Source organism: Myxococcus sp. CA005, assembly GCF_006518205.1.
Classification (GTDB): Bacteria; Myxococcota; Myxococcia; order Myxococcales; family Myxococcaceae; genus Myxococcus; species Myxococcus xanthus.
Window position 1 is genome coordinate 1 of record NZ_SRLV01000071.1, and the last position, 17,788, is coordinate 17,788.

General features: G+C 69.2%; 14 protein-coding genes. 9 read left to right on the top strand and 5 right to left on the bottom strand.

Annotated features, from left to right (window positions below; genetic code table 11):
* The first annotated feature begins 96 nt into the window (after nucleotides 1-96).
* Together FMQ63_RS26610 and FMQ63_RS26615 are read left to right on the top strand one after the other, a co-directional pair.
* A complete protein-coding gene (locus FMQ63_RS26610) occupies nucleotides 97-1,080 on the top strand; it encodes a zinc metalloprotease HtpX (RefSeq protein WP_020478669.1) in 984 nt (327 codons plus the stop codon).
* Between the two features lie 151 nt (nucleotides 1,081-1,231).
* Entirely contained in the window at nucleotides 1,232-2,260 is a 1,029-nt protein-coding gene (locus tag FMQ63_RS26615; RefSeq protein WP_011555004.1) for a hypothetical protein, read from the top strand.
* An 81-nt stretch (nucleotides 2,261-2,341) separates the two neighbouring features.
* Here FMQ63_RS26615 and FMQ63_RS26620 read toward each other — a convergent pair whose 3' ends face one another.
* A complete protein-coding gene (locus FMQ63_RS26620; RefSeq protein WP_225909386.1) occupies nucleotides 2,342-2,779 on the bottom strand; it encodes a MarR family winged helix-turn-helix transcriptional regulator in 438 nt (145 codons plus the stop codon).
* 138 nt (nucleotides 2,780-2,917) lie between these two features.
* On the opposite strand from FMQ63_RS26620, the gene FMQ63_RS26625 reads away from it, so the two are divergent.
* Genes FMQ63_RS26625 through FMQ63_RS26635 form a run of 3 tightly spaced genes read left to right on the top strand, consistent with a single transcriptional unit; the run spans nucleotide 2,918 to nucleotide 8,623 of the window.
* Nucleotides 2,918-4,306, top strand: coding sequence for a TolC family protein (locus FMQ63_RS26625; protein ID WP_011555006.1), 1,389 nt, complete (start codon nucleotides 2,918-2,920; stop codon nucleotides 4,304-4,306).
* A complete protein-coding gene (locus FMQ63_RS26630) occupies nucleotides 4,294-5,454 on the top strand; it encodes an efflux RND transporter periplasmic adaptor subunit (protein ID WP_020478667.1) in 1,161 nt (386 codons plus the stop codon). The genes FMQ63_RS26625 and FMQ63_RS26630 overlap by 13 nt, the downstream gene beginning before the upstream one ends.
* 22 nt (nucleotides 5,455-5,476) lie before the next feature.
* Nucleotides 5,477-8,623, top strand: a complete 3,147-nt coding sequence (locus FMQ63_RS26635; protein WP_011555008.1) for an efflux RND transporter permease subunit — start codon at nucleotides 5,477-5,479, stop codon at nucleotides 8,621-8,623.
* Nucleotides 8,624-8,743: 120 nt separating this feature from the next.
* Here the strand turns inward: FMQ63_RS26635 and FMQ63_RS26640 are convergent, their stop codons facing one another.
* Nucleotides 8,744-9,196: a hypothetical protein gene (locus FMQ63_RS26640; RefSeq protein ID WP_225909388.1), complete on the bottom strand. Its 453-nt coding sequence runs from the start codon at nucleotides 9,194-9,196 to the stop codon at nucleotides 8,744-8,746.
* Between the two features lie 540 nt (nucleotides 9,197-9,736).
* Between FMQ63_RS26640 and FMQ63_RS26645 the strand changes: the two genes are divergently transcribed.
* Entirely contained in the window at nucleotides 9,737-11,284 is a 1,548-nt protein-coding gene (locus FMQ63_RS26645; protein WP_011555010.1) for a HAMP domain-containing sensor histidine kinase, read from the top strand.
* The gene (locus tag FMQ63_RS26650) at nucleotides 11,281-12,612 is read left to right on the top strand and encodes a pitrilysin family protein (protein ID WP_011555011.1); all 1,332 of its coding nucleotides are present in this window, start codon (nucleotides 11,281-11,283) and stop codon (nucleotides 12,610-12,612) included. The genes FMQ63_RS26645 and FMQ63_RS26650 overlap by 4 nt, the downstream gene beginning before the upstream one ends.
* On the opposite strand, the gene FMQ63_RS26655 is transcribed toward FMQ63_RS26650, so the two are convergent.
* The gene (locus FMQ63_RS26655) at nucleotides 12,593-13,918 is read right to left on the bottom strand and encodes a lipopolysaccharide assembly protein LapB (RefSeq protein ID WP_011555012.1); all 1,326 of its coding nucleotides are present in this window, start codon (nucleotides 13,916-13,918) and stop codon (nucleotides 12,593-12,595) included. The two genes, FMQ63_RS26650 and FMQ63_RS26655, sit on opposite strands and share 20 nt — an antisense overlap.
* 40 nt (nucleotides 13,919-13,958) lie before the next feature.
* On the opposite strand from FMQ63_RS26655, the gene FMQ63_RS26660 reads away from it, so the two are divergent.
* Both FMQ63_RS26660 and FMQ63_RS26665 read left to right on the top strand, forming a co-directional pair.
* Complete coding sequence (locus FMQ63_RS26660) at nucleotides 13,959-14,303, top strand: hypothetical protein (RefSeq protein ID WP_011555013.1); 345 nt, start codon at nucleotides 13,959-13,961, stop codon at nucleotides 14,301-14,303.
* A gap of 411 nt (nucleotides 14,304-14,714) precedes the next feature.
* Complete coding sequence (locus FMQ63_RS26665) at nucleotides 14,715-15,608, top strand: putative RNA methyltransferase (RefSeq protein ID WP_011555014.1); 894 nt, start codon at nucleotides 14,715-14,717, stop codon at nucleotides 15,606-15,608.
* A gap of 128 nt (nucleotides 15,609-15,736) precedes the next feature.
* Here FMQ63_RS26665 and FMQ63_RS26670 read toward each other — a convergent pair whose 3' ends face one another.
* Both FMQ63_RS26670 and adh read right to left on the bottom strand, forming a co-directional pair.
* Nucleotides 15,737-16,174, bottom strand: a complete 438-nt coding sequence (locus tag FMQ63_RS26670; protein ID WP_011555015.1) for a DUF779 domain-containing protein — start codon at nucleotides 16,172-16,174, stop codon at nucleotides 15,737-15,739.
* Nucleotides 16,174-17,694, bottom strand: coding sequence for an aldehyde dehydrogenase (adh, locus tag FMQ63_RS26675; RefSeq protein ID WP_011555016.1), 1,521 nt, complete (start codon nucleotides 17,692-17,694; stop codon nucleotides 16,174-16,176). The genes FMQ63_RS26670 and adh overlap by 1 nt, the downstream gene beginning before the upstream one ends.
* Nucleotides 17,695-17,788: the final 94 nt, after the last annotated feature.

Below are 17,788 nucleotides of genomic sequence, written 5' to 3' on the forward strand. Positions count from 1 at the left end.
CTCTCCCCGGGGGGCGCCGTCCCCCGTCATTGCCGAGCCCTCGCGCTTGTTTACGTTTCCAGAGGGCCCCGCAGGGTCTCCGGAAACGAGGCGGCCATGGCGCTCAATTCTTCCCACGATACGGCCCGCGCCGGCGCGGACCGGCCAGCACTGCACGGCGGAGGCGGTTGGCACCGGTTGGGCAATACGCTCAAGACGACCGTGCTGCTGGCCGGGCTCACGGCCCTGGTGCTCGTCATCGGCGACCGGCTGGGCGGCCCGCAAGGCCTGCTCTTCGCCGGCCTTTTCGCGGTGGTGATGAACTTCGGCTCCTACTGGTTCAGCGACCGGATTGCCTTGGCCATCCACGGCGCCAGGCCGTTGCCCTACGAGCAGGCGCCCTGGCTGCACGACATGGTGGCGCGGCTGGCCTCCCGCGCGGGCATGCCGAAGCCCAAGGTCTACATCCTCCCCACGGCGGCGCCCAACGCGTTCGCCACGGGCCGCAACCCGAGCCACGCCGCCATCGCGGTGACGGCGGGCCTGATGGAGCTGCTCGACCGGCGCGAGCTGGAAGGCGTGCTGGCCCATGAACTGGGGCACGTTCGCAACCGGGACACCCTCATCGGCACGGTGGCGGCGACCCTGGCCGGCATCATCAGCTACGCCGCGCAGATGCTCTTCTGGTTCGGCGGCTCCATGCTCAGCCGGGGCGACAACGACGAGCGCGGCGGACTGGGCAGCGCCTTCGCCAACCTGGGTCTGCTGCTGGTGGCCCCCATCGCCGCCACGCTGCTCCAGCTCGCCGTCAGCCGCTCACGGGAGTACGGAGCGGACCAGACGGGCGCCGAGCTGGCGGGCGACCCGGACGCGCTCGCCAATGCCCTGCTGAAGTTGGAACGCAGCGCGGAGGCCATTCCCTACGACAAGGCCCCGGCCACCTCCCACCTCTTCATCGTCAACCCGCTCCACCGAGGCGGAGTCATGGCCCTGTTCTCCACCCACCCGCCCATCCCCGAGCGGGTCCGCCGGCTGCGGGAGCTGGGCGCCCGCCTGGGAGCCCGCACCGGTGGGCGCGGCGGCTGGGAGTACGCGTACTGAGGCGACGGACGGCGCCCCGGACGCTCGCCGGGCCGCTGGCCGGGGCGACGCAGGGAGTGAACCGAAGCACGTCTAGCAGTGGACCCTTGACGCCCCGGGGGCTGACGGTAGGCTGCCCCGCTTTTTGCATTTCCCCGTGGAGGTCGTTCCCGTGCTGGTCCTGGTCCTCGCCCTTGCTGTCGGGCTCGCCATCTCGCTCTATTTCAATCTCTTCGCCGGCCCCAAGCACGCCGCGCTTCCGTCGTCGTCCACGTCGTCGTCGGCGCCCCGCGCCGAGCTGGTGACGGACACCCAGGCGCGTGCCAAGGCCGAGGCGGAGCTGCAGCGCAAGCAGAAGGAGCTGGACGAGCAGCGCACTCAACTTCAGGACGTGAAGGAGCAGCTGAAGCAGGCCAAGCGCAAGCTCTACGAGCAGAAGGAGTCCGACAAGAGCGCGCAGGACCTGGCCAAGGCGCGCGCCGAGGTGGAGCGCAACGCCTCCACGCAGCTCGAGCGGACCCGTGAGGAGCTGTCCCACGCGCTGGTGGAGAACCAGCGGCTGAAGGCGGAGATGGAGTCCAAGGGCCGCCGCCCGCAGCCCGCGCCGGCCGCCCCCATCGCAGCGCCCGCCACGCAGGTCGCCGCGCCCGCCCAGGAGGGCGAGGCCGTCATCGCCGCGGTGGTGCCGGTGGTGCCCACGGCGACGGAGACGGTGCCGCAGGAGCGTGGCCAGCGCCGCTACCGCGAGCTGAACGACGCCGACCGCGAGAAGATGGAGCGGCTGGAGCAGGCGGCGAACAAGGACCGCCTCCGCGCAGTGGAGCTGGAGAAGGAGCTGCGCCGGGTGAAGGGCCGCAACGAGACGCAGCAGCGCGTCTATGCCGCCACCAAGCACGACCTGGACCTGAGCCGCGACAAGTACAAGGCCCTGGAGAAGCGCCTCAACCGCACGCTCCTGGAGCGCGACCTGATTCGCCGGGCCATCAAGGACCTGGAAAAGAAGACGGGCATGCTCGCAGACCGCACGGAGCTGACGCCCGAGGAGGTCGCCGCCAGCGACCAGCGCACCGAGGAGACGTCGCGCGTGCGCGCCGAGGCCGAGGCCCAGGCCACGCCCAAGACGGAGGCCCCGGCCGACACCGAGCAGCAGGCGCCCGAGAGCGCTCCGGCCGACGCGGAGTCCAAGCCCGCGCAGGCCTGACGCACCCGCCCTCCCATGGGCACATTGAAGGGCTCGGCATCCTGGAGGACCTCCAGGGCCGGGCCCTTCGTCATTTCCACATCAGGTGTCGGACGGGCCGCAGCCGCCTTCCAGCGGCACCGGCCCCCGGGCCTGGAGGAGGCCCGTCAGGAGCTTGACCGTGAGGCGCTTGAACTCCGCCATCTCCTGCACCGTGAGGTAGCGAAGCAGCTCCACGTCCGTCCAGATGAGCGCGTCGCGCAGCAGGTTCAGCTCCGTCTGCCCGGCCGGGGACAGCTCCAGGCGCGCGCACCGGCGATCTTCCGCGATGCTTCGCTTCACCAGGCCGTCCTCCTCCAGGCGCGCGACGAGCCGGCTCACCGAGGGTGCGTCCACGAGCATCCGCTCCGCGATGGCGGACTGGCTGCGCACACCGTCGGCGATGGATTTCAGCGCCAACAACTGCATGAAGGGTCTGCTGGTCTGCTCGCCTAGCCGCTCGGTGAGGAGGCGACGGATGGCGCGCCGCAGCGAGGCCATTTGCTCCGGGACAGTCATCTCCCCCTAAAGATGGTTGCAGACATCAACCATTGTCAATTACATCGACGCGACGCGTTTGGTCACAACGGGGGGGAAGTTTTCAGCCCACACGCAGTTCCCTCATTTCTTCCTCCTCGTATGGCATCCCCTTCCGTCATTCTCTTGGCGCTCGTCGCAGCGTCGACGCTGACCGAGCCGTCACCGTCCATTCCTGCGCCCGTCCCCTTCCAGCCGAAGGTGGAGGACGCGATGCTCACCCCCGTTGCCCCCGCCCAGCGGCAGGTAACGACCTGGGACGAGGCGCTCGCGCTCGTCCGGGAGCGATCCACCAACCTCCGAAGCGCCGAAGCCGGCGTGGAACGCGCCGCGGGCCGCTCCCGGCAGGCCCTGGCCGCGCTGCTCCCCAATGCACGTCTGTCGTCCAGTGTCGGTGTGGACCTCCTCAACCCCGACCTCCCCGTGGGCGCTGGCGGTACGCCGCTGGTGGGCATTGGTGGCGGCGACACCCGCGGTCCCTCCACGCCGCTGCTCACCGCCACGGCGAACGTGACGCAATCCCTGGTGGACGTCAGCGCCTGGCGCGGGCGCGCCTCGGCCGTGGCCGCCGAGGAAGGCGCGGCGGCGACGCTGGGCGAGACGCGGCGGCTGCTCACGCGGGGGCTGGCCCAGGTGCTGGTGTCCACGGTGGCGGCGGAGCGGGCGGCGGAGATCAACCGCGTGGGCCTGCGGCAGGCCTTGGAGCGCTTCGCGCTCGCGCAGCGCACCTATGAACTGGGCGCGGGCAACCAGTTGGACGTGGTGCGCGTGGAGCAGGACGTGGCGGTGGCACGCAGCGCCCTCGTCGCGGGAGACGAGCAGTTGCGGCGCAGCCGTGAGGCCCTGGGTCTGGCGGTGGGCTTCGGCAACGCCGTTGGCGTCAGCCGGGACTTCAACCTCCAGGGGCTGGTGAACGAGACGCAGCGGGCCTGCACGCCCTTGAAGGACATGAACGAGCGGACGGACCTCGTGGCCTCGCGCGCGCAGTTGGAGTCCGCGCGTGACAGCCGCCAACAAGCCACCGCCGGATACCTGCCCACGCTGGGCCTGTCGAGCACCGCAGTGGGCCTCACCACGGACCCCGGCTTCGGCCGCGTGGCCATCTGGAGTGTGTCCGCGGTGCTCTCCGTCCCCATCTGGGAAGGTGGCCTGCGCGGCGGCTTGATTCGCGAGCGAGAGGGGCTCGAGCGCCAGGCGGCGGAGGCGCTGGAGAGCACCCGCCGCGACGTGTCGATTCAGGTGGCCCAGGCCCGGCGCGCCGTGGAGGTGGCCGAGGCCCTGGTGACGACGGCGGTGGCGTCCCGCGACCTCGCGGACCGGACCGACCGCCTCACCCGCCGTTCTTTTGAAGTGGGCCGCGGCAGCAGCCTCGAGCTGGTGCAGAGCGGAGCGGCCCTGCGCCAGGCGGAGCTGACCCTGGTGCTGCGTGAATTCGAGCTCGTCCAGGCGCGCCTGGACGCATTCCTGACGGAGGCGCGGTGCGACTGGTGAATCAGATGAAGGCGATGTGGGGTGTCACCCTGCTGGCGGTGGTGGCGGGCTGTTCGGCCCAGAAGGCCGCCCCGCCGGCCCCTCCGCCCCGCGAGGTGGAAATCGTGACGCTCACCCCGCGCGAGGTGCGCGAAACGGGGGAGTACCTGGGCTCGCTGATGTCGCGGCAGAGCGTCAACGTGCTGCCCCAGGTCGCGGGCTACGTGCGCAAGATTCACGTGCGTCCCGGTGACAAGGTGGAGGCCGGCGCCGCGCTCATCGAGGTGGACTCGCGCGAAGGCACCGCCGCGCTCGACAGCGCGCAGGCGCAGCTCAGCTCCACCCAGGTGAGCCTGGAGCTGGCGCGCCGCACGCTGGAGCGCACCGAGGCGCTCTACAAGGAAGGGCTCGCGAGCGCGCAGGAGCTGGAGCAGGGCCGCGCGCAGGTGGAGGCAGCCCAGGCCGCGGCGCGTTCATCCGCCGCGCAGGTGACGCAGCGCCAGGTGCAGCTCCAGTACCACGTGGTGCGCGCGCCCTTCGCCGGCACGATGGGCGACGTGCTGGTGCGGCTGGGTGACTACGTGGGCATGACGACGCCGCTCACCAGCGTGGCGCAGTCGGACGTGCTCGAGGTGAGCGTGTCGGTGCCGTCGCCGCGCGCCCGGTCGATGAAGCCCGACACCGCGCTCGAAATCCTCGACAGCACGGGCAAGGTGCTGATCACCAGCAACGTCTTCTACATCGCGCCCCAGGCGGACCCCCGTACCCAGTTGGTGGAGGTGAAGGCCGCCTTCCGCAACACCGTGGGCCTGCGGCCCAGCGAGCTGGTGCGCGCGCGGCTCGTGTACTCGGCCCGGGATGCGCTGCAGATTCCCGCGCTCGCCATCGTGCGGCAGAGCGGTCAGCCCTTCGCGCTGGTGGTCCTGGCGAAGGACGGGAAGACGGTGGTGGAGCGCCGCCCCATCACGCTCGGCGCGCTGGGCGAGATGGCCTACGTGGTGGAGAGCGGGCTCCAGTCGGGCGACCAGGTCGCCGTGTCCTCGCTGCAAGCGCTGCGTGACGGCATGGCGGTGAAACCCAAGCAGGCCAACGCCCCCAACGCCCCCACTGGCAGCGGCCCGCCCCGGGCCTCTGGCAATGGTGGCGGCACTGTCGGCGGGAGCCGCTGAACGAAGGGCCGGATAGAGCACCATGTTCGTCGATTTCTTCATCCGTAGGCCCGTCTTCGCCATCGTCTGCTCCATCCTGCTGACGCTGGTGGGGCTGATTGCCATCCCCACGCTGCCCATCGCCCAGTACCCGGACCTGGCGCCGCCACAAGTCACCGTGACGAGCACCTACGTGGGTGCGAGCGCCGAGGTGGTGGAGAGCGCCGTCACCATCCCGCTGGAGCAGGAGCTCAACGGCGTGGAGGGCATGCGCTACATCACCTCCACCAGCAGCAACGACGGCACCAGCCAGATCACCATCACCTTCGAGGCCACGCGCGACATCGAGGTGGCCGCCGTCGACGTGCAGAACCGCGTCAGCCGCGCCGCGGCGCGCCTGCCCTCGCAGGTGAACCAGACGGGCATCGTCGTCAACAAGGCCTCCAGCCAGATGCTGCTGACGGTGGGCCTGTTCAGCGAGGACAACCGCTACGACGCCAAGTTCCTCAGCAACTACGCCGACGTGAGCCTGAAGGACGCCATCAAGCGCGTGCCCGGCGTGGGTGACGTCCGCATCTTCGGCGAGCGCAAGTTCTCCATGCGCCTGTGGCTGGACCCCACGGAGCTGGCGCGGCGCAAGCTCACGCCCCAGGACGTGACGCGCGCGCTCCAGGAGCAGAACCTCCAGGTGGCCGCGGGTCAGATTGGCCAGCCGCCGTCCACCGAGGACCAGCCCTACCAGATCGCGGTGCGGGCCCGGGGCCGACTGGTGGAGCCGGCGGAGTTCGGCGACATCGTCCTGATGCGGGACACGGATGGCACGAGCATCCGGGTGAAGGACGTGGGCCGCGTGGAGCTGGGCGCGGAGAACTACGGCTCCGTCCTGCGCTTCAACGGCAAGACGGGCGTGGGCCTGGGCATCTTCCAGTTGCCCACCGCCAACGCGCTGGACGTGCGCGACGGCGTGTACGCGGAGCTCGAGCGGCTGTCGAAGCAGTTCCCGCCCGGCATGCAGTTCCAGACGGGCACCGACACCACCCTGGCCGTCCGCGCCTCCATCAACGAGGTCATCAAAACGCTGGTGGAAGCCATCGTCCTCGTCATCCTCGTCATCTTCCTGTTCCTGCACGGCTGGCGCAGCGTGCTCATCACCGCCTTCACCCTCCCCGTCTCACTGATTGGCACCTTCGCCTTCGTCCACCTGATGGGCTTCTCCATCAACACCCTCACCCTCTTCGGCCTCACGCTGGCCACGGGCCTGGTGGTGGACGACGCCATCGTCGTCATCGAGAACATCGAGCGGTTGATGGTGGAGCGGCGCCTGTCCCCCGTACAGGCCGCGCGCGAGGGCATGAAGGAGGTGACCGGCGCGGTCATCGCCATCTCCGTGGTGCTGGTGGCGGTGTTTGTCCCGGTGGCGCTCTTCCCGGGCACCACTGGCGCCATCTACCGGCAGTTCGCGCTGACCATCGCCGCCTCCGTGGCGCTGTCCACCTTCTGCGCCCTCACCCTCACCCCGGCGCTCAGCGCGAAGATGCTGAAGCACCACGAGGGACCGAAGTGGGTCTTCTTCCGCTGGGTGGACACGGTGCTGGACGGGACAAAGGCGCTCTACGGCCGGGGCCTGCGCAAGCTGCTGAAGCATCCGGTCCTGGTCCTGCTCGCCTTCCTGGCGTGCATCGGCGGCACGGCGCTGCTGTTCCGCGCCGCGCCCACGGGCTTCATCCCCGACGAGGACCAGGGCTATCTCATCATCTCCATCCAGGGCCCCGAGGGCATGTCGCTCGCCCAGACGGAGAAGGTGCTGGCAGAGGCGGAGGCCGTCCTACAGGCGCAGCCCGAGGTGCGCGCCATGTTCGCCATTGGCGGCTTCTCCATGATGGGCAGCGGCCCCAACATGGGCACCATCTTCTCGTCGCTGACGTCCTGGGAGGAGCGCAAGGGCAAGGACCAGTCGGTGGCCGCGCTGGTGGAGCGGCTGCGTGCCCCGCTGAGCCGCATCGGCGGAGCGCGCGTGATGCCCTTCCAGCCGCCCGCCATCCGAGGCGTCGGCAGCGTGGGCGGCTTCCAGTACATCGTCGAGGACATCGACGGCACCAGCTCGCTGGATGACCTGGCCGCGGCCACGCAGATGCTGGTGGCGAAGGCCAACGAGCACGAGCAACTGCGCGGTGCCTTCAGCACCTTCAACGCGGACACGCCGCTGCTCGACGTGGAGGTGGACCGGCAGAAGGCGAAGGCGCTCGGCGTGCCGATTGAGCAGGTGTTCGGCACCATGCAGGTCTACATGGGCAGCCAGTACGTCAACGACTTCAACTACGCCAACCGCACCTACCGGGTGTACGTCCAGGCGGAGCAGCAATTCCGCGACAGCCCGTCGGACATCGGCGCCTTCTACGTGCGCAGCGACACCGGGGACATGATTCCGCTGGAGTCGCTGGTGAAGGTGGAGCCCACCGTGTCCGCCCAGGTCATCCGCCACTACAACCTGTTCCGCTCGGCGGAGATCAACGGGCAGCCGGCGCCGGACGTGTCCTCCGGACAGGCGCTGGAGGCCATGGAAACGCTGGCCACGCAGCACCTGCCTCAGGGCATGAGCGCGGAGTGGACGGGCATCAGCCTGGAACAGAAGGAGAGCGGCGGGCAGACGGCCATCATCTTCGCGCTGGGTCTGCTGTTCGTCTTCCTGGTGCTCGCGGCGCAGTACGAGAGCTTCAGCCTGCCGCTGGTCATCATCTTCTCCGTGCCCCTGGCCATCATGGGCGCGTTGGGGCTGCAGTTGGCGCGCGGGTTCGCCAACGACGTGTTCTGCCAGGTGGGACTGGTGATGCTGGTCGGCCTGGCCAGCAAGAACGCCATCCTCATCGTGGAGTTCGCCGAGCAGCTCCGGGAGGGCGGGAAGAGCGCCATCGACGCGGTGGTGGAGGCGGCGGAGGTCCGCCTGCGCCCCATCCTGATGACGTCCATCGCCTTCCTCCTGGGCGTGGTGCCGCTGATGACGGCCTCCGGCGCCGGCGCGGCGTCCCGCAACTCCCTGGGGACGGCGGTGTTCGGCGGCATGCTGGTGTCCACGGTGGTGAACTTCGTGTTCATCCCCGGGCTCTACGTGCTGATGCAGAAGCTCCGCGGCGACGCGAAGCGGGCCACCGGTGAGGACGAAGCGGTGCCCACGCCCGCCGCGTCCCACTGAGGTCCGCGGGCGCTGGAAGAAAAACGGCCCGGCTCCTCACATGAGGGGCCGGGCCGAATGCTATCTGGGCATCAAGCGAACAGTGGCGCTAGCGCCTCCCCGTCGCGGATGAGCCGCGCCTCAGGTCTCGGAGATGGGATACCCGCCACCGCACCCGCACGTCCTGGCGCGATCAAACCGGAATTCCGTGCAGGTTCCACCCTGCGAGTTGGAGCACACGCGATAGCTGTTGCGATCCTGGTACTCGGTACCAGTCGTCACCAACTGCCCGTCGACGCGCGTCTTGCAGATAGGGTTCAGCGGGTCGCAAGCCGTCTTCGGTGCGCACTCGTATTGAGCAGACCAGTCAGTACAGACCAGGTAGCCAGCGCCAATGCAGTTCCCTTCGCTCGCGGGCTGGCATGAACTCGTCAGCGCCTGCAACATCTCCGCATCGGGAACCGGAATGACGGAGCTCAACTCAATGCTGCTTGAGGAGAGTTCACCATCGCCAGAAAGCTGCTCTTCCGCAGGACCACACGCGGACAGCATCACCAGCACCGCCGCTCCAACAAAACCCCTGAGCTTCGTCATATGCAACACCATCAAGCTTCCGCCGCCAGAAGCCAGTTTGACGACCCGTCGCCATCTGCCTTCAGGTCATAGTTGTCGTGACAGAGGATGCGGCAATTTGCTCCAACCGGAGATCCCAGACACGACATAGCACAATCCACATCAAGCAACTCAAACTACCCTCCAAACAAGAACCTACACAAAGACAGACACAAACACCTTGACACCCACCGAAAAGCCAAACAAGGCCATGCGAAATTGAAATTTCCACCACCCCTGCAATCACCTATACAAATCCACACGCCATCTGTTTGGAGTTTGTACCGAGAAACCAGTCCGACGTCCCGGTGGACAAGATCTCGCACAAACCAAGCTCTTGACCTTCCCGAGCCCCGGGTCCTGGAAGACCGAGTCAGCACAGTCGAGACGTGTCGGGATGCTCCCCCTGGAGTACGCTGAGGCCCACTGGAGGTAGCCCCTCCCCCTCGGCGGCCCCCGAGCAGGCGCCTGCGCCCCCTGGAGACGAGACTTGCGGTTGGACGGCCCGCCACGTAGCGAGGAATGCCCGTGAAGCTCTCTCTCGCGACACGCATCTTCCTGGGCTACGCCGTGGTGCTCGGCACCTTCGGGCTGGTGTCCCTGTTCAGCGTGACGGAGCTCCACCGCAACCGGCTGGAAATCCGGCTGGTGAGCCAGGGCTACCTCCAGCTCTCCCAGGACGCCGCGGAGCTGGAGACCTTCCACGCCACCCAGGAGAAGGACACCGAGCGCCTGATTCAAGAAGGCAACGTCGAAATCCGCCGCGCCTTCATCCGGCTGGCCCGGACCTACAACTCGCCCCTCATGACCCAGCGGCTCGCCGCCGCCCAGGCCAAGGCGCATGAGGTGCTGGCCTCCGCCCCCGACAGCGAGGGGCCCTTCATCCGGGGCCTGGAGGACCGCTTCGGCGAGCTCCAGGCCCGCTACCGCGACTACGGCCGCGCCGCGGAGGCCGTCTTCGCCGTCCTGTCCACCGAGAATCCGAACCGGGAACAGGTCGCCGTCGCCACCGCCGAGCTGCGGCAGGAGGAGAACGCCATCGGCCGAGAGATTCGCGTGCTGCGCGCCGCCCTGTCCAACCGCATCCGCGAGCGCGTGGACGGCGCCGAGGAGCGCGAGCGCACCACCGGCCTCTTCATCATCGGCTTCTCCGTGGCCGCCATCGCCGTGGGCGTGGGCGCCACTGCATGGTCCGCCCGCACGCTGCGCCCCATGCGCAACCTCATCCGGGGCGTGTCCCGCATCGGCCGTGGTGACTACAACGCCCAGCTCGGCGTGCGCGGCGACGACGAGGTGGCCGTCCTGGCCCGGGAGTTCGACCAGATGGCCCGCTCGCTCCAGGCGCGTGAGGCCCAGCTCAAGGCCCAGGCCGAGGCCCTCATGCGCGCGGAGCAACTGGCCGCCGTGGGCCGCATCTCCGCGCAAATCGTCCACGAGGTGCGCAACCCCCTGTCCTCCATTGGCCTCAACGTGGAGTTGCTCCAGGACGGGTTCGAAACCGCCCGCTTCGCGACCCCCGAGGACGCGGCCGAGGTGAAGGACCTCATCTCCGCCGTCACCCAGGAGGTGGACCGCCTGGCGGATGTCACCGAGCAGTACCTGCGCATGGCCCGCCCGCCCCGGCCCGACCTGGACCCGCGCGACGTCACCGCCGTGCTGGACACCGTGCTCGACTTCACCCGAGAGGAGTTGGAGCGCGCCGGCGTGGAAGTGGTGCGCGACTTCGCCCTGGATACCCCGCATGTGCTCGCCGACGAGGGCCAGTTGCGGCAGGTCTTCCTCAACCTGCTGCGCAACAGCCGCGAGGCCATGCCGTCCGGCGGCCGCCTCACCATCGTCACCCGTCCGGCGGAGGACGCCGTGGAAGTCACGGTGCGCGATACCGGACAGGGCATGACGGAGGATATCCGACAGCGCCTCTTCGAGCCCTTCTTCACCACCAAGGAGGGGGGCACGGGCCTGGGCCTGGCCGTCAGCCAGCAAATCCTCCAGGTGCACGGTGGCTCGCTCTCCTGCCAGAGTATTCCCGGCCAGGGGACGGCCTTCGTGTTAAGGCTTCCTCGCGCATGAGCTTCACTACGTACCGGGACGTGCTGCCCTCCGGGCTGCGCGTCGTCACTATCGAGACGCCCCACCTCCACACCGCCCTGCTCGCCGTCTACGTGCGGACGGGCAGCCGCCACGAGACGCTCGTCAGCAATGGCGTCAGCCACTACCTGGAGCACCTCTTCTTCCGCGGCAGCGAGGGCTGGCCGGACACCGTGAAGATGAACGCGGCGGTGGAGGAGGTCGGCGGCAACCTCAACGGCGTCACCACCCGGGACCACGGGTACTACTACACGCCCATCCACCCCGCGCACCTGCGCGTGGGCCTGGACATCATCGGCGACATGCTCACCCGTCCCCGCCTCACCGACATGGAGGTGGAGCGGCAGATCATCCTCGAGGAGATGCTCGACGAGGTGGACGAGAAGGGCCGGGACATCGACCTGGACAACCTGTCCAAGCACCTGCTCTTCCCCGGACACCCGCTGGCCCTGAAGATCGCCGGCACGCGCGAGTCCGTCACGAACATGACCCACACGCAGATTCTGGAGCACTTCGCCCAGCACTACGTCGCGGGGAACATCGTCGTCACCGCCGCCGGCCGGGTGAAGCACTCGGAAGTCCTGGAGATGACCGAGCGAGCCTTCGCCCGGCTCCCGCGCGGCCCGTCCAGCGTCGAGGCGCCGCCGCCCCTCACTCCGCCCGGCCCGCGCCTGCACTTCGTCAGCCATGACGAGTCGCAGACGGAGTTCCGCCTCAACTTCCGCGGCGTCCCCGAGCAGCACGAGGACTACCCCGCGCTGCAGATCATCCGCCGCGTGTTGGATGACGGCCTGTCCTCACGACTGCCGTTCGAAATCGTGGAGAAGCGCGGCCTGGCGTACTCCGTGAGCGCGTCGCTGGACGCGTACCACGACGCGGGGCTCCTCGAGATCGAGGCCGCCAGCGCTCCGGAGAAGGCCGCGACGGTCATCACCGAGGCCTTCCGCGTGCTGTCCACGCTCTGTGAGAACGAGGTGGGCGAAGAGGAGCTGGCGCGCGCCAAGCGCCGGCACCGCATGCTGCTGGAGTTCTCCCAGGACTCGCCGGGCGAGCTGTCCGGCTGGTTCGGCGGCACGGAGCTGTTCCGCACGCCGGAGTCGTTTGGCCACCGCGCCGACCTGGTGGACTCGCAGTCCGCCGCGCGCGTGCGCGAGGTGGCCCGGCGCTACTTCAACCGGGAGAACCTCACGGTGGTGGCGGTGGGCCAGCGCAAGGGCCTCAAGGCCCTGGAGCGCGTGGTGGCGGATGCCCCCGGCCTTCCCGGGCCGGAGGCCGCGCCGCGGGCGGTGGTCAGCGGCGGCCGCGGATGATGATCGGGCCCGAGGACTTCTTCTTGGGCTTCGGCAGCAGCGCGTTCAGCGCCTTCTGGGTGCGGAGGTAGTCCGGGTTCTCCGGCTCCCGCTTCAGGGCCTCGTCGATGAGCTTGAGGCCCTGCGTCACCTTCGTCTGCATCCGCGCATAGAGGGCGGCGAGCTGGGCCTTCTCCTCGATGGTGGCCTCGCTCATGCTGAGCAGCAGCTCCAGTGACGTCTCCGCGTCCGTGATGCGGTCCGCATTCAAGTGGATGCGCCACATCCGGGCGTGAACGGGCGCGAAGCGGGGCTCCGCGGACAGCGCGAAGCGGTAGGCCTCCTCCGCGCCGCGGCGGTCCCCTTGCTCCTCCAGCGAGCGCCCGCGCACGTACTGCGCCCGGGCCAGCCGGGGGTTGAGCTGGAGCGCCTGGTCCACCAGGGACTGCGCATCCGCGCGGCGGCCCTGCACCCGCACCGTCTCCGCCAGCCACGCCAGCGCGTCGGCGTTCTGCGGCTGCGCCTCCACCAGCCCGCGCAGGGCCTCCTCCGCGTCCGCGGCCCGGCCCAAGGCCAGCAGCACCCGTGCGCGCAGCGTCACCACCTCCGGCCGCTCCGCGTCAGCGCCCTTCACGGCGTTCAGGTCGGACTCGGCCAGGTCCGGGAAGCCGCTGACCAGGAAGTAGCGCGCGCGCAGCAGCCGCGCGGAGGCCAGCGCCGGGTCCTGGTTGAGGAGCCGGTCCATGAGGTTGGCGGCCAGGAGCTCGTCGCCCTTGAGCCAGAGCACCTCGGCCTCGACGGACTTGGCCTCGGCGTCGTCCGGGTTCTCCCGCAGGATGTTCTCCAGCGTCTTGAAGGCGGCATCAATCATGCCCTCACGCGCCTGGATACGGGCCAGCCGCAGCACGTCCGCGTCCGGCAGGTTTCCCGCGTCCCGCATGGTGATGAGCGCCGCGAGCGCGTCCTTGGTGAGGCCCTGCTGGAGATAGATGTCGGCCAGTTGGCGCTGGATGGTGGGGTCCGAGCCCGGCAACATGGAGGCGGCCTGCTTCAAGGCCAGGATGGCGGCGCCCTCGTTGCCCGCCATGCGGTGGGCCTGTGCCATGAGCAGGTGCGGCTCCGGATTGTCAGGCGCCGCGGTGGCGGCCCTGCTCAGCGCGGCAAGCGCGGCGTTGGCCTGTCCGCTGGACAGGTGGCCGCGGGCCTCGGTCAATGCTGCCTGGGCCCGCTTGGCCTGGTTCTCCGCGGCGGCAACTTCCGGCTCTTTGCAAGCAAGCAGCGGAAGGAGCGCCAGGGTCCACGGTCTGATTCGAAAAAGACGGTGCATCGCTGAGGCGCAGGGTACCGGATGTTATCCTCCTTCGTCGATGGACCCATTCGTTCGGCGCCTCGTGGAGAGGCTCCATGACCCCAGCAAGCCGCTGTCGCGGAACCGGCACTTCCACACGTTCGAGACCCCCGAGGGGCGAGCGGCGCTGAAGGTCGTCCGACGGCTGCGCAGCCTCCAGAAGGACATCCTCGCGTGCCACGCGGAGGGCTTTCGCGCGCGAATCTTCCGCCACGCGACTGGGAAGGGCGAACACCGCATCGAGCTCCTCATGGAGCGCCTCTCCGGCCGCCGCGTCTCCATGCTCCAGTCCGACGAATTCGAGCTGCTCACCGCGCTGCCCGGCGTGCGTGACGCGCTGGAAGTGTTCGACGAAGCGGCATAGGCTCCTCGCCATGGACTCCTGTCGGCACCTGGCCCCCGTGTCCCTGCGCCGCCTGCGCGGCTGAGCGCGGCAGCAAGCGGACTGCTTTGCGCTGTTCGGACGCCGCAGCACTGCGTCCGTTCCAGGCGATGTGTGCCCTGGTAGGGCCTCCCCGGTCTCTTTGCTGCCTTCGTGCCCGCTTTCCGCGTCGCGGAAGGCCTGGGCGCGATGTGCCGCGCTCCTGTTCCTGAGCCACGGCCTCGCCTGGTGTGCGCCGCGTGCGTGACGAACCTCCGTCATGCGTGCGCGGCGTCCACGCGCGTGCGGGCTGCCGGGCGCTCATGCCAGGGTCCTGACACACCCCGCGCCTGAGGGCCTCCCGCGACTCGTTCCCGGCCATGCGCCGCCACGAGCCTCTGGAGCCCTTTCCGCATGTCAGCGCCCGCTTCGCCCCGCTTTCCGCCGCCCCTTCTTCCACTGCTCTGCTGCCCCATCTGCCAGTCACCGCTTCGCCAGGAAGCAACGGCGCTGCGCTGTGTGGCGCGCCATGGCTTCGACGTCGCCAGACAGGGCTATGTCAACCTCCTGCCGGGCCACCGGGCCCCGGGCAATGCCGACACCCAGTCGATGGTCGCCGCGCGAGAGACATTCCTCGCGCGAGGCCACTACGAACCGTTGGCCGCGCTATTGGCGGAGCATGCCGCGCGGCTCACCGGCGCCGATGCCACAGAGGGCTGCGTGCTCGATGTGGGAGCGGGTACCGGGCACTACCTGGCCCGTGTCCTCGACCGGTGCCCGGCGCTGACGGGGCTCGCCATCGACATCTCCCGCTTCGCTGCCCGCCGGGCCGCTAGGGCCCACGCCCGCGCGGGAGCCCTCATCGCGGACGGCGAGCGGACGTTGCCCATCCGAAATCACAGCGTTGCACTGGCGCTCAGCGTCTTCGCTCCTCGCAACGTCACAGAGCTCCACCGCATCCTGAATCGCCGAGGCGCACTGCTCATCGTGACACCCACGGACCAGCACCTGACACAGCTCATCCAACCCATGGGGCTGCTGAGCGTCGACGCGCGAAAGGAGGAGCGGCTCCACACACGGCTGCGGGCCACGTTCAAGCCAGGCGTCCGGGAAGCGCTGGAGCTGACCTTGCGGCTGACGCGCGACGACGCGTTCCACATCGCGGCCATGGGGCCCAGCGCGTTCCATGCATCCACGGAGGAGCTGCGGCGGCGCGCGGACGTGTTGCCCGAGCTCCTCACCGTCAGCGCGTCCTTCACCGTGGCCAGCTACCACCGCGTGGAGAGGAACGGCTCCGCGCCCGCCTGAGCAGCGCTCGCGCGAGGAGCCCAGACCGCGATGCGCCGCGCGGTCTGGGCCCCTGCCCCGCGCAGGGCATGGGGTTGAAGGCCAGGGAGAAACCCGGCGTCCCACCCCACGGGCTGACGCCGGAACGGCTACTCCGGAGGTCCACGCCGGGGCGGAGGCGCGTTCTTCACCCGTTCGTATTCCTCGTCCGTGAAGACGCGGCTGCGGGTGAGGAAGCGAACGCCCAGCGGGGACTCCAGGCTGAAGCCGGCGCCCCGCCCCTTCACCACGTCCAGGGTGAGGTGCGTGTGCTGCCAGTACTCGAACTGCGCGCCGCCAATGTAGACGGGGCAGCCCTCCACCTCGCCCAGGAAGACGTCTCGCTGGCCCACGCGGAAGTCCCCCACGGGGTAGCACATGGGCGCGCTGCCGTCGCAGCAGCCTCCCGACTGATGGAACATCAAGGGCCCGTGCGTGGCGCGGAGCTGGCGGATGACGGCGGCGGCCTCGGGCGTCACGTCCACCCGGGCCACCGCCGTGGCGCCGTCCTGTCCGCCCGTGCCGGGGCCGGCACCGGCGCCACCCATCAGAAGAAGCCCATGGCCTTGGGGCTGTAGCTGACCAGCAGGTTCTTCGTCTGCTGGTAGTGGTCCAGCATCTTCCGGTGGTTCTCCCGCCCGATGCCGGACTGCTTGTAGCCGCCGAACGCCGCGTGCGCGGGGTAGATGTGGTAGCAGTTGGTCCACACGCGGCCAGCCTCGATGGCGCGCCCCGCGCGGTAGGCGGTGTTCCCGTCACGCGTCCACACGCCGGCGCCCAGGCCGTACAGTGTGTCGTTGGCCTGGCGGATGGCGTCGTCGAAGTCCTTGAAGGTCGCCACGCTCACCACGGGGCCGAAAATCTCCTCCTGGAAGACGCGCATGCGGTTGTGGCCCTGGAACACGGTGGGCGCCACGTAGTAGCCGTCCTTCAGGTCCCCGGACAGCGCCACGCGCTCGCCGCCGATGAGGACCTTGGCGCCCTCCTTCTTGCCGATGTCGATGTAGCTGAGGATCTTCTCCAACTGGTCGTTGGACGCCTGGGCGCCGACCATGGTGTCGGTGTCCAGCGGGTTGCCCGGCTTCACCTTGCGGACGCGGTCGAGCGCCTTCTCCATGAACTGGCTGTAGATGCGCTCGCTGATGAGGGAGCGCGACGGGCAGGTGCAGACCTCGCCCTGGTTGAGCGCGAACATGGCGAAGCCTTCCAACGACTTGTCGAAGAAGTCGTCGTCCTGCGCCATCACATCCTCGAAGAAGATGTTGGGGCTCTTGCCGCCCAGTTCCAGCGTGACGGGGATGAGGTTCTCACTGGCGTACTGCATGATGAGCCGGCCCGTGCTCGTCTCGCCGGTGAAGGCCACCTTCGCGATGCGCGGGCTGCTGGCCAGCGGCTTGCCCGCCTCGACGCCGAAGCCGTTGACGACGTTGAGCACACCTTCGGGCAGCAGGTCCTGGATGAGCTCGGTCCACAGCAGGATGCTGGAGGGCGTCTGCTCCGCGGGCTTGAGGACCACGCAGTTGCCCGCCGCCAGCGCCGGGGCCAGCTTCCAGGCCGCCATCAGGAGCGGGAAGTTCCAGGGGATGATCTGCCCCACGACGCCCAGCGGCTCATGGAAGTGGTAGGCGACGGTGTCGTGGTCCAGCTCGCTCACCCCGCCTTCCTGCGCGCGGATACACCCGGCGAAATAACGGAAGTGGTCGATGGCCAGCGGGATGTCCGCGGCCAGCGTCTCACGCACGGGCTTGCCGTTGTCCCACGTCTCGGCGACCGCGAGCATCTCCCGGTTCTGCTCCATCCGGTCGGCGATCTTGTTGAGGATGTTCGCTCGGGCGGTCGGCGAGGTGCGGCCCCAGGAGAGCCGGGCCGCGTGGGCCGCATCCAGCGCCTTCTCGATGTCCTCGGCCGTGGAGCGGGCCACTTCACAGAAGGGCTTGCCCGTCACGGGGCTGATGTTCTCGAAGTACTGACCACGCGTGGGTTCGACCCAGCGCCCGCCAATGAAGTTCTGGTAGCGGGGCTTGAACTGCACCTTGGAGCCGGGCTGATTGGGGGCGGCGTAGATCACTGCGCTCTCCTGGGGTGGTTTGGTGACCGGGCCCCCCAGAGCAGCGCGCGTGCCAGTGCTCGCGTCCGTCGACGTTGCGGCGCGTCGTGTCCCG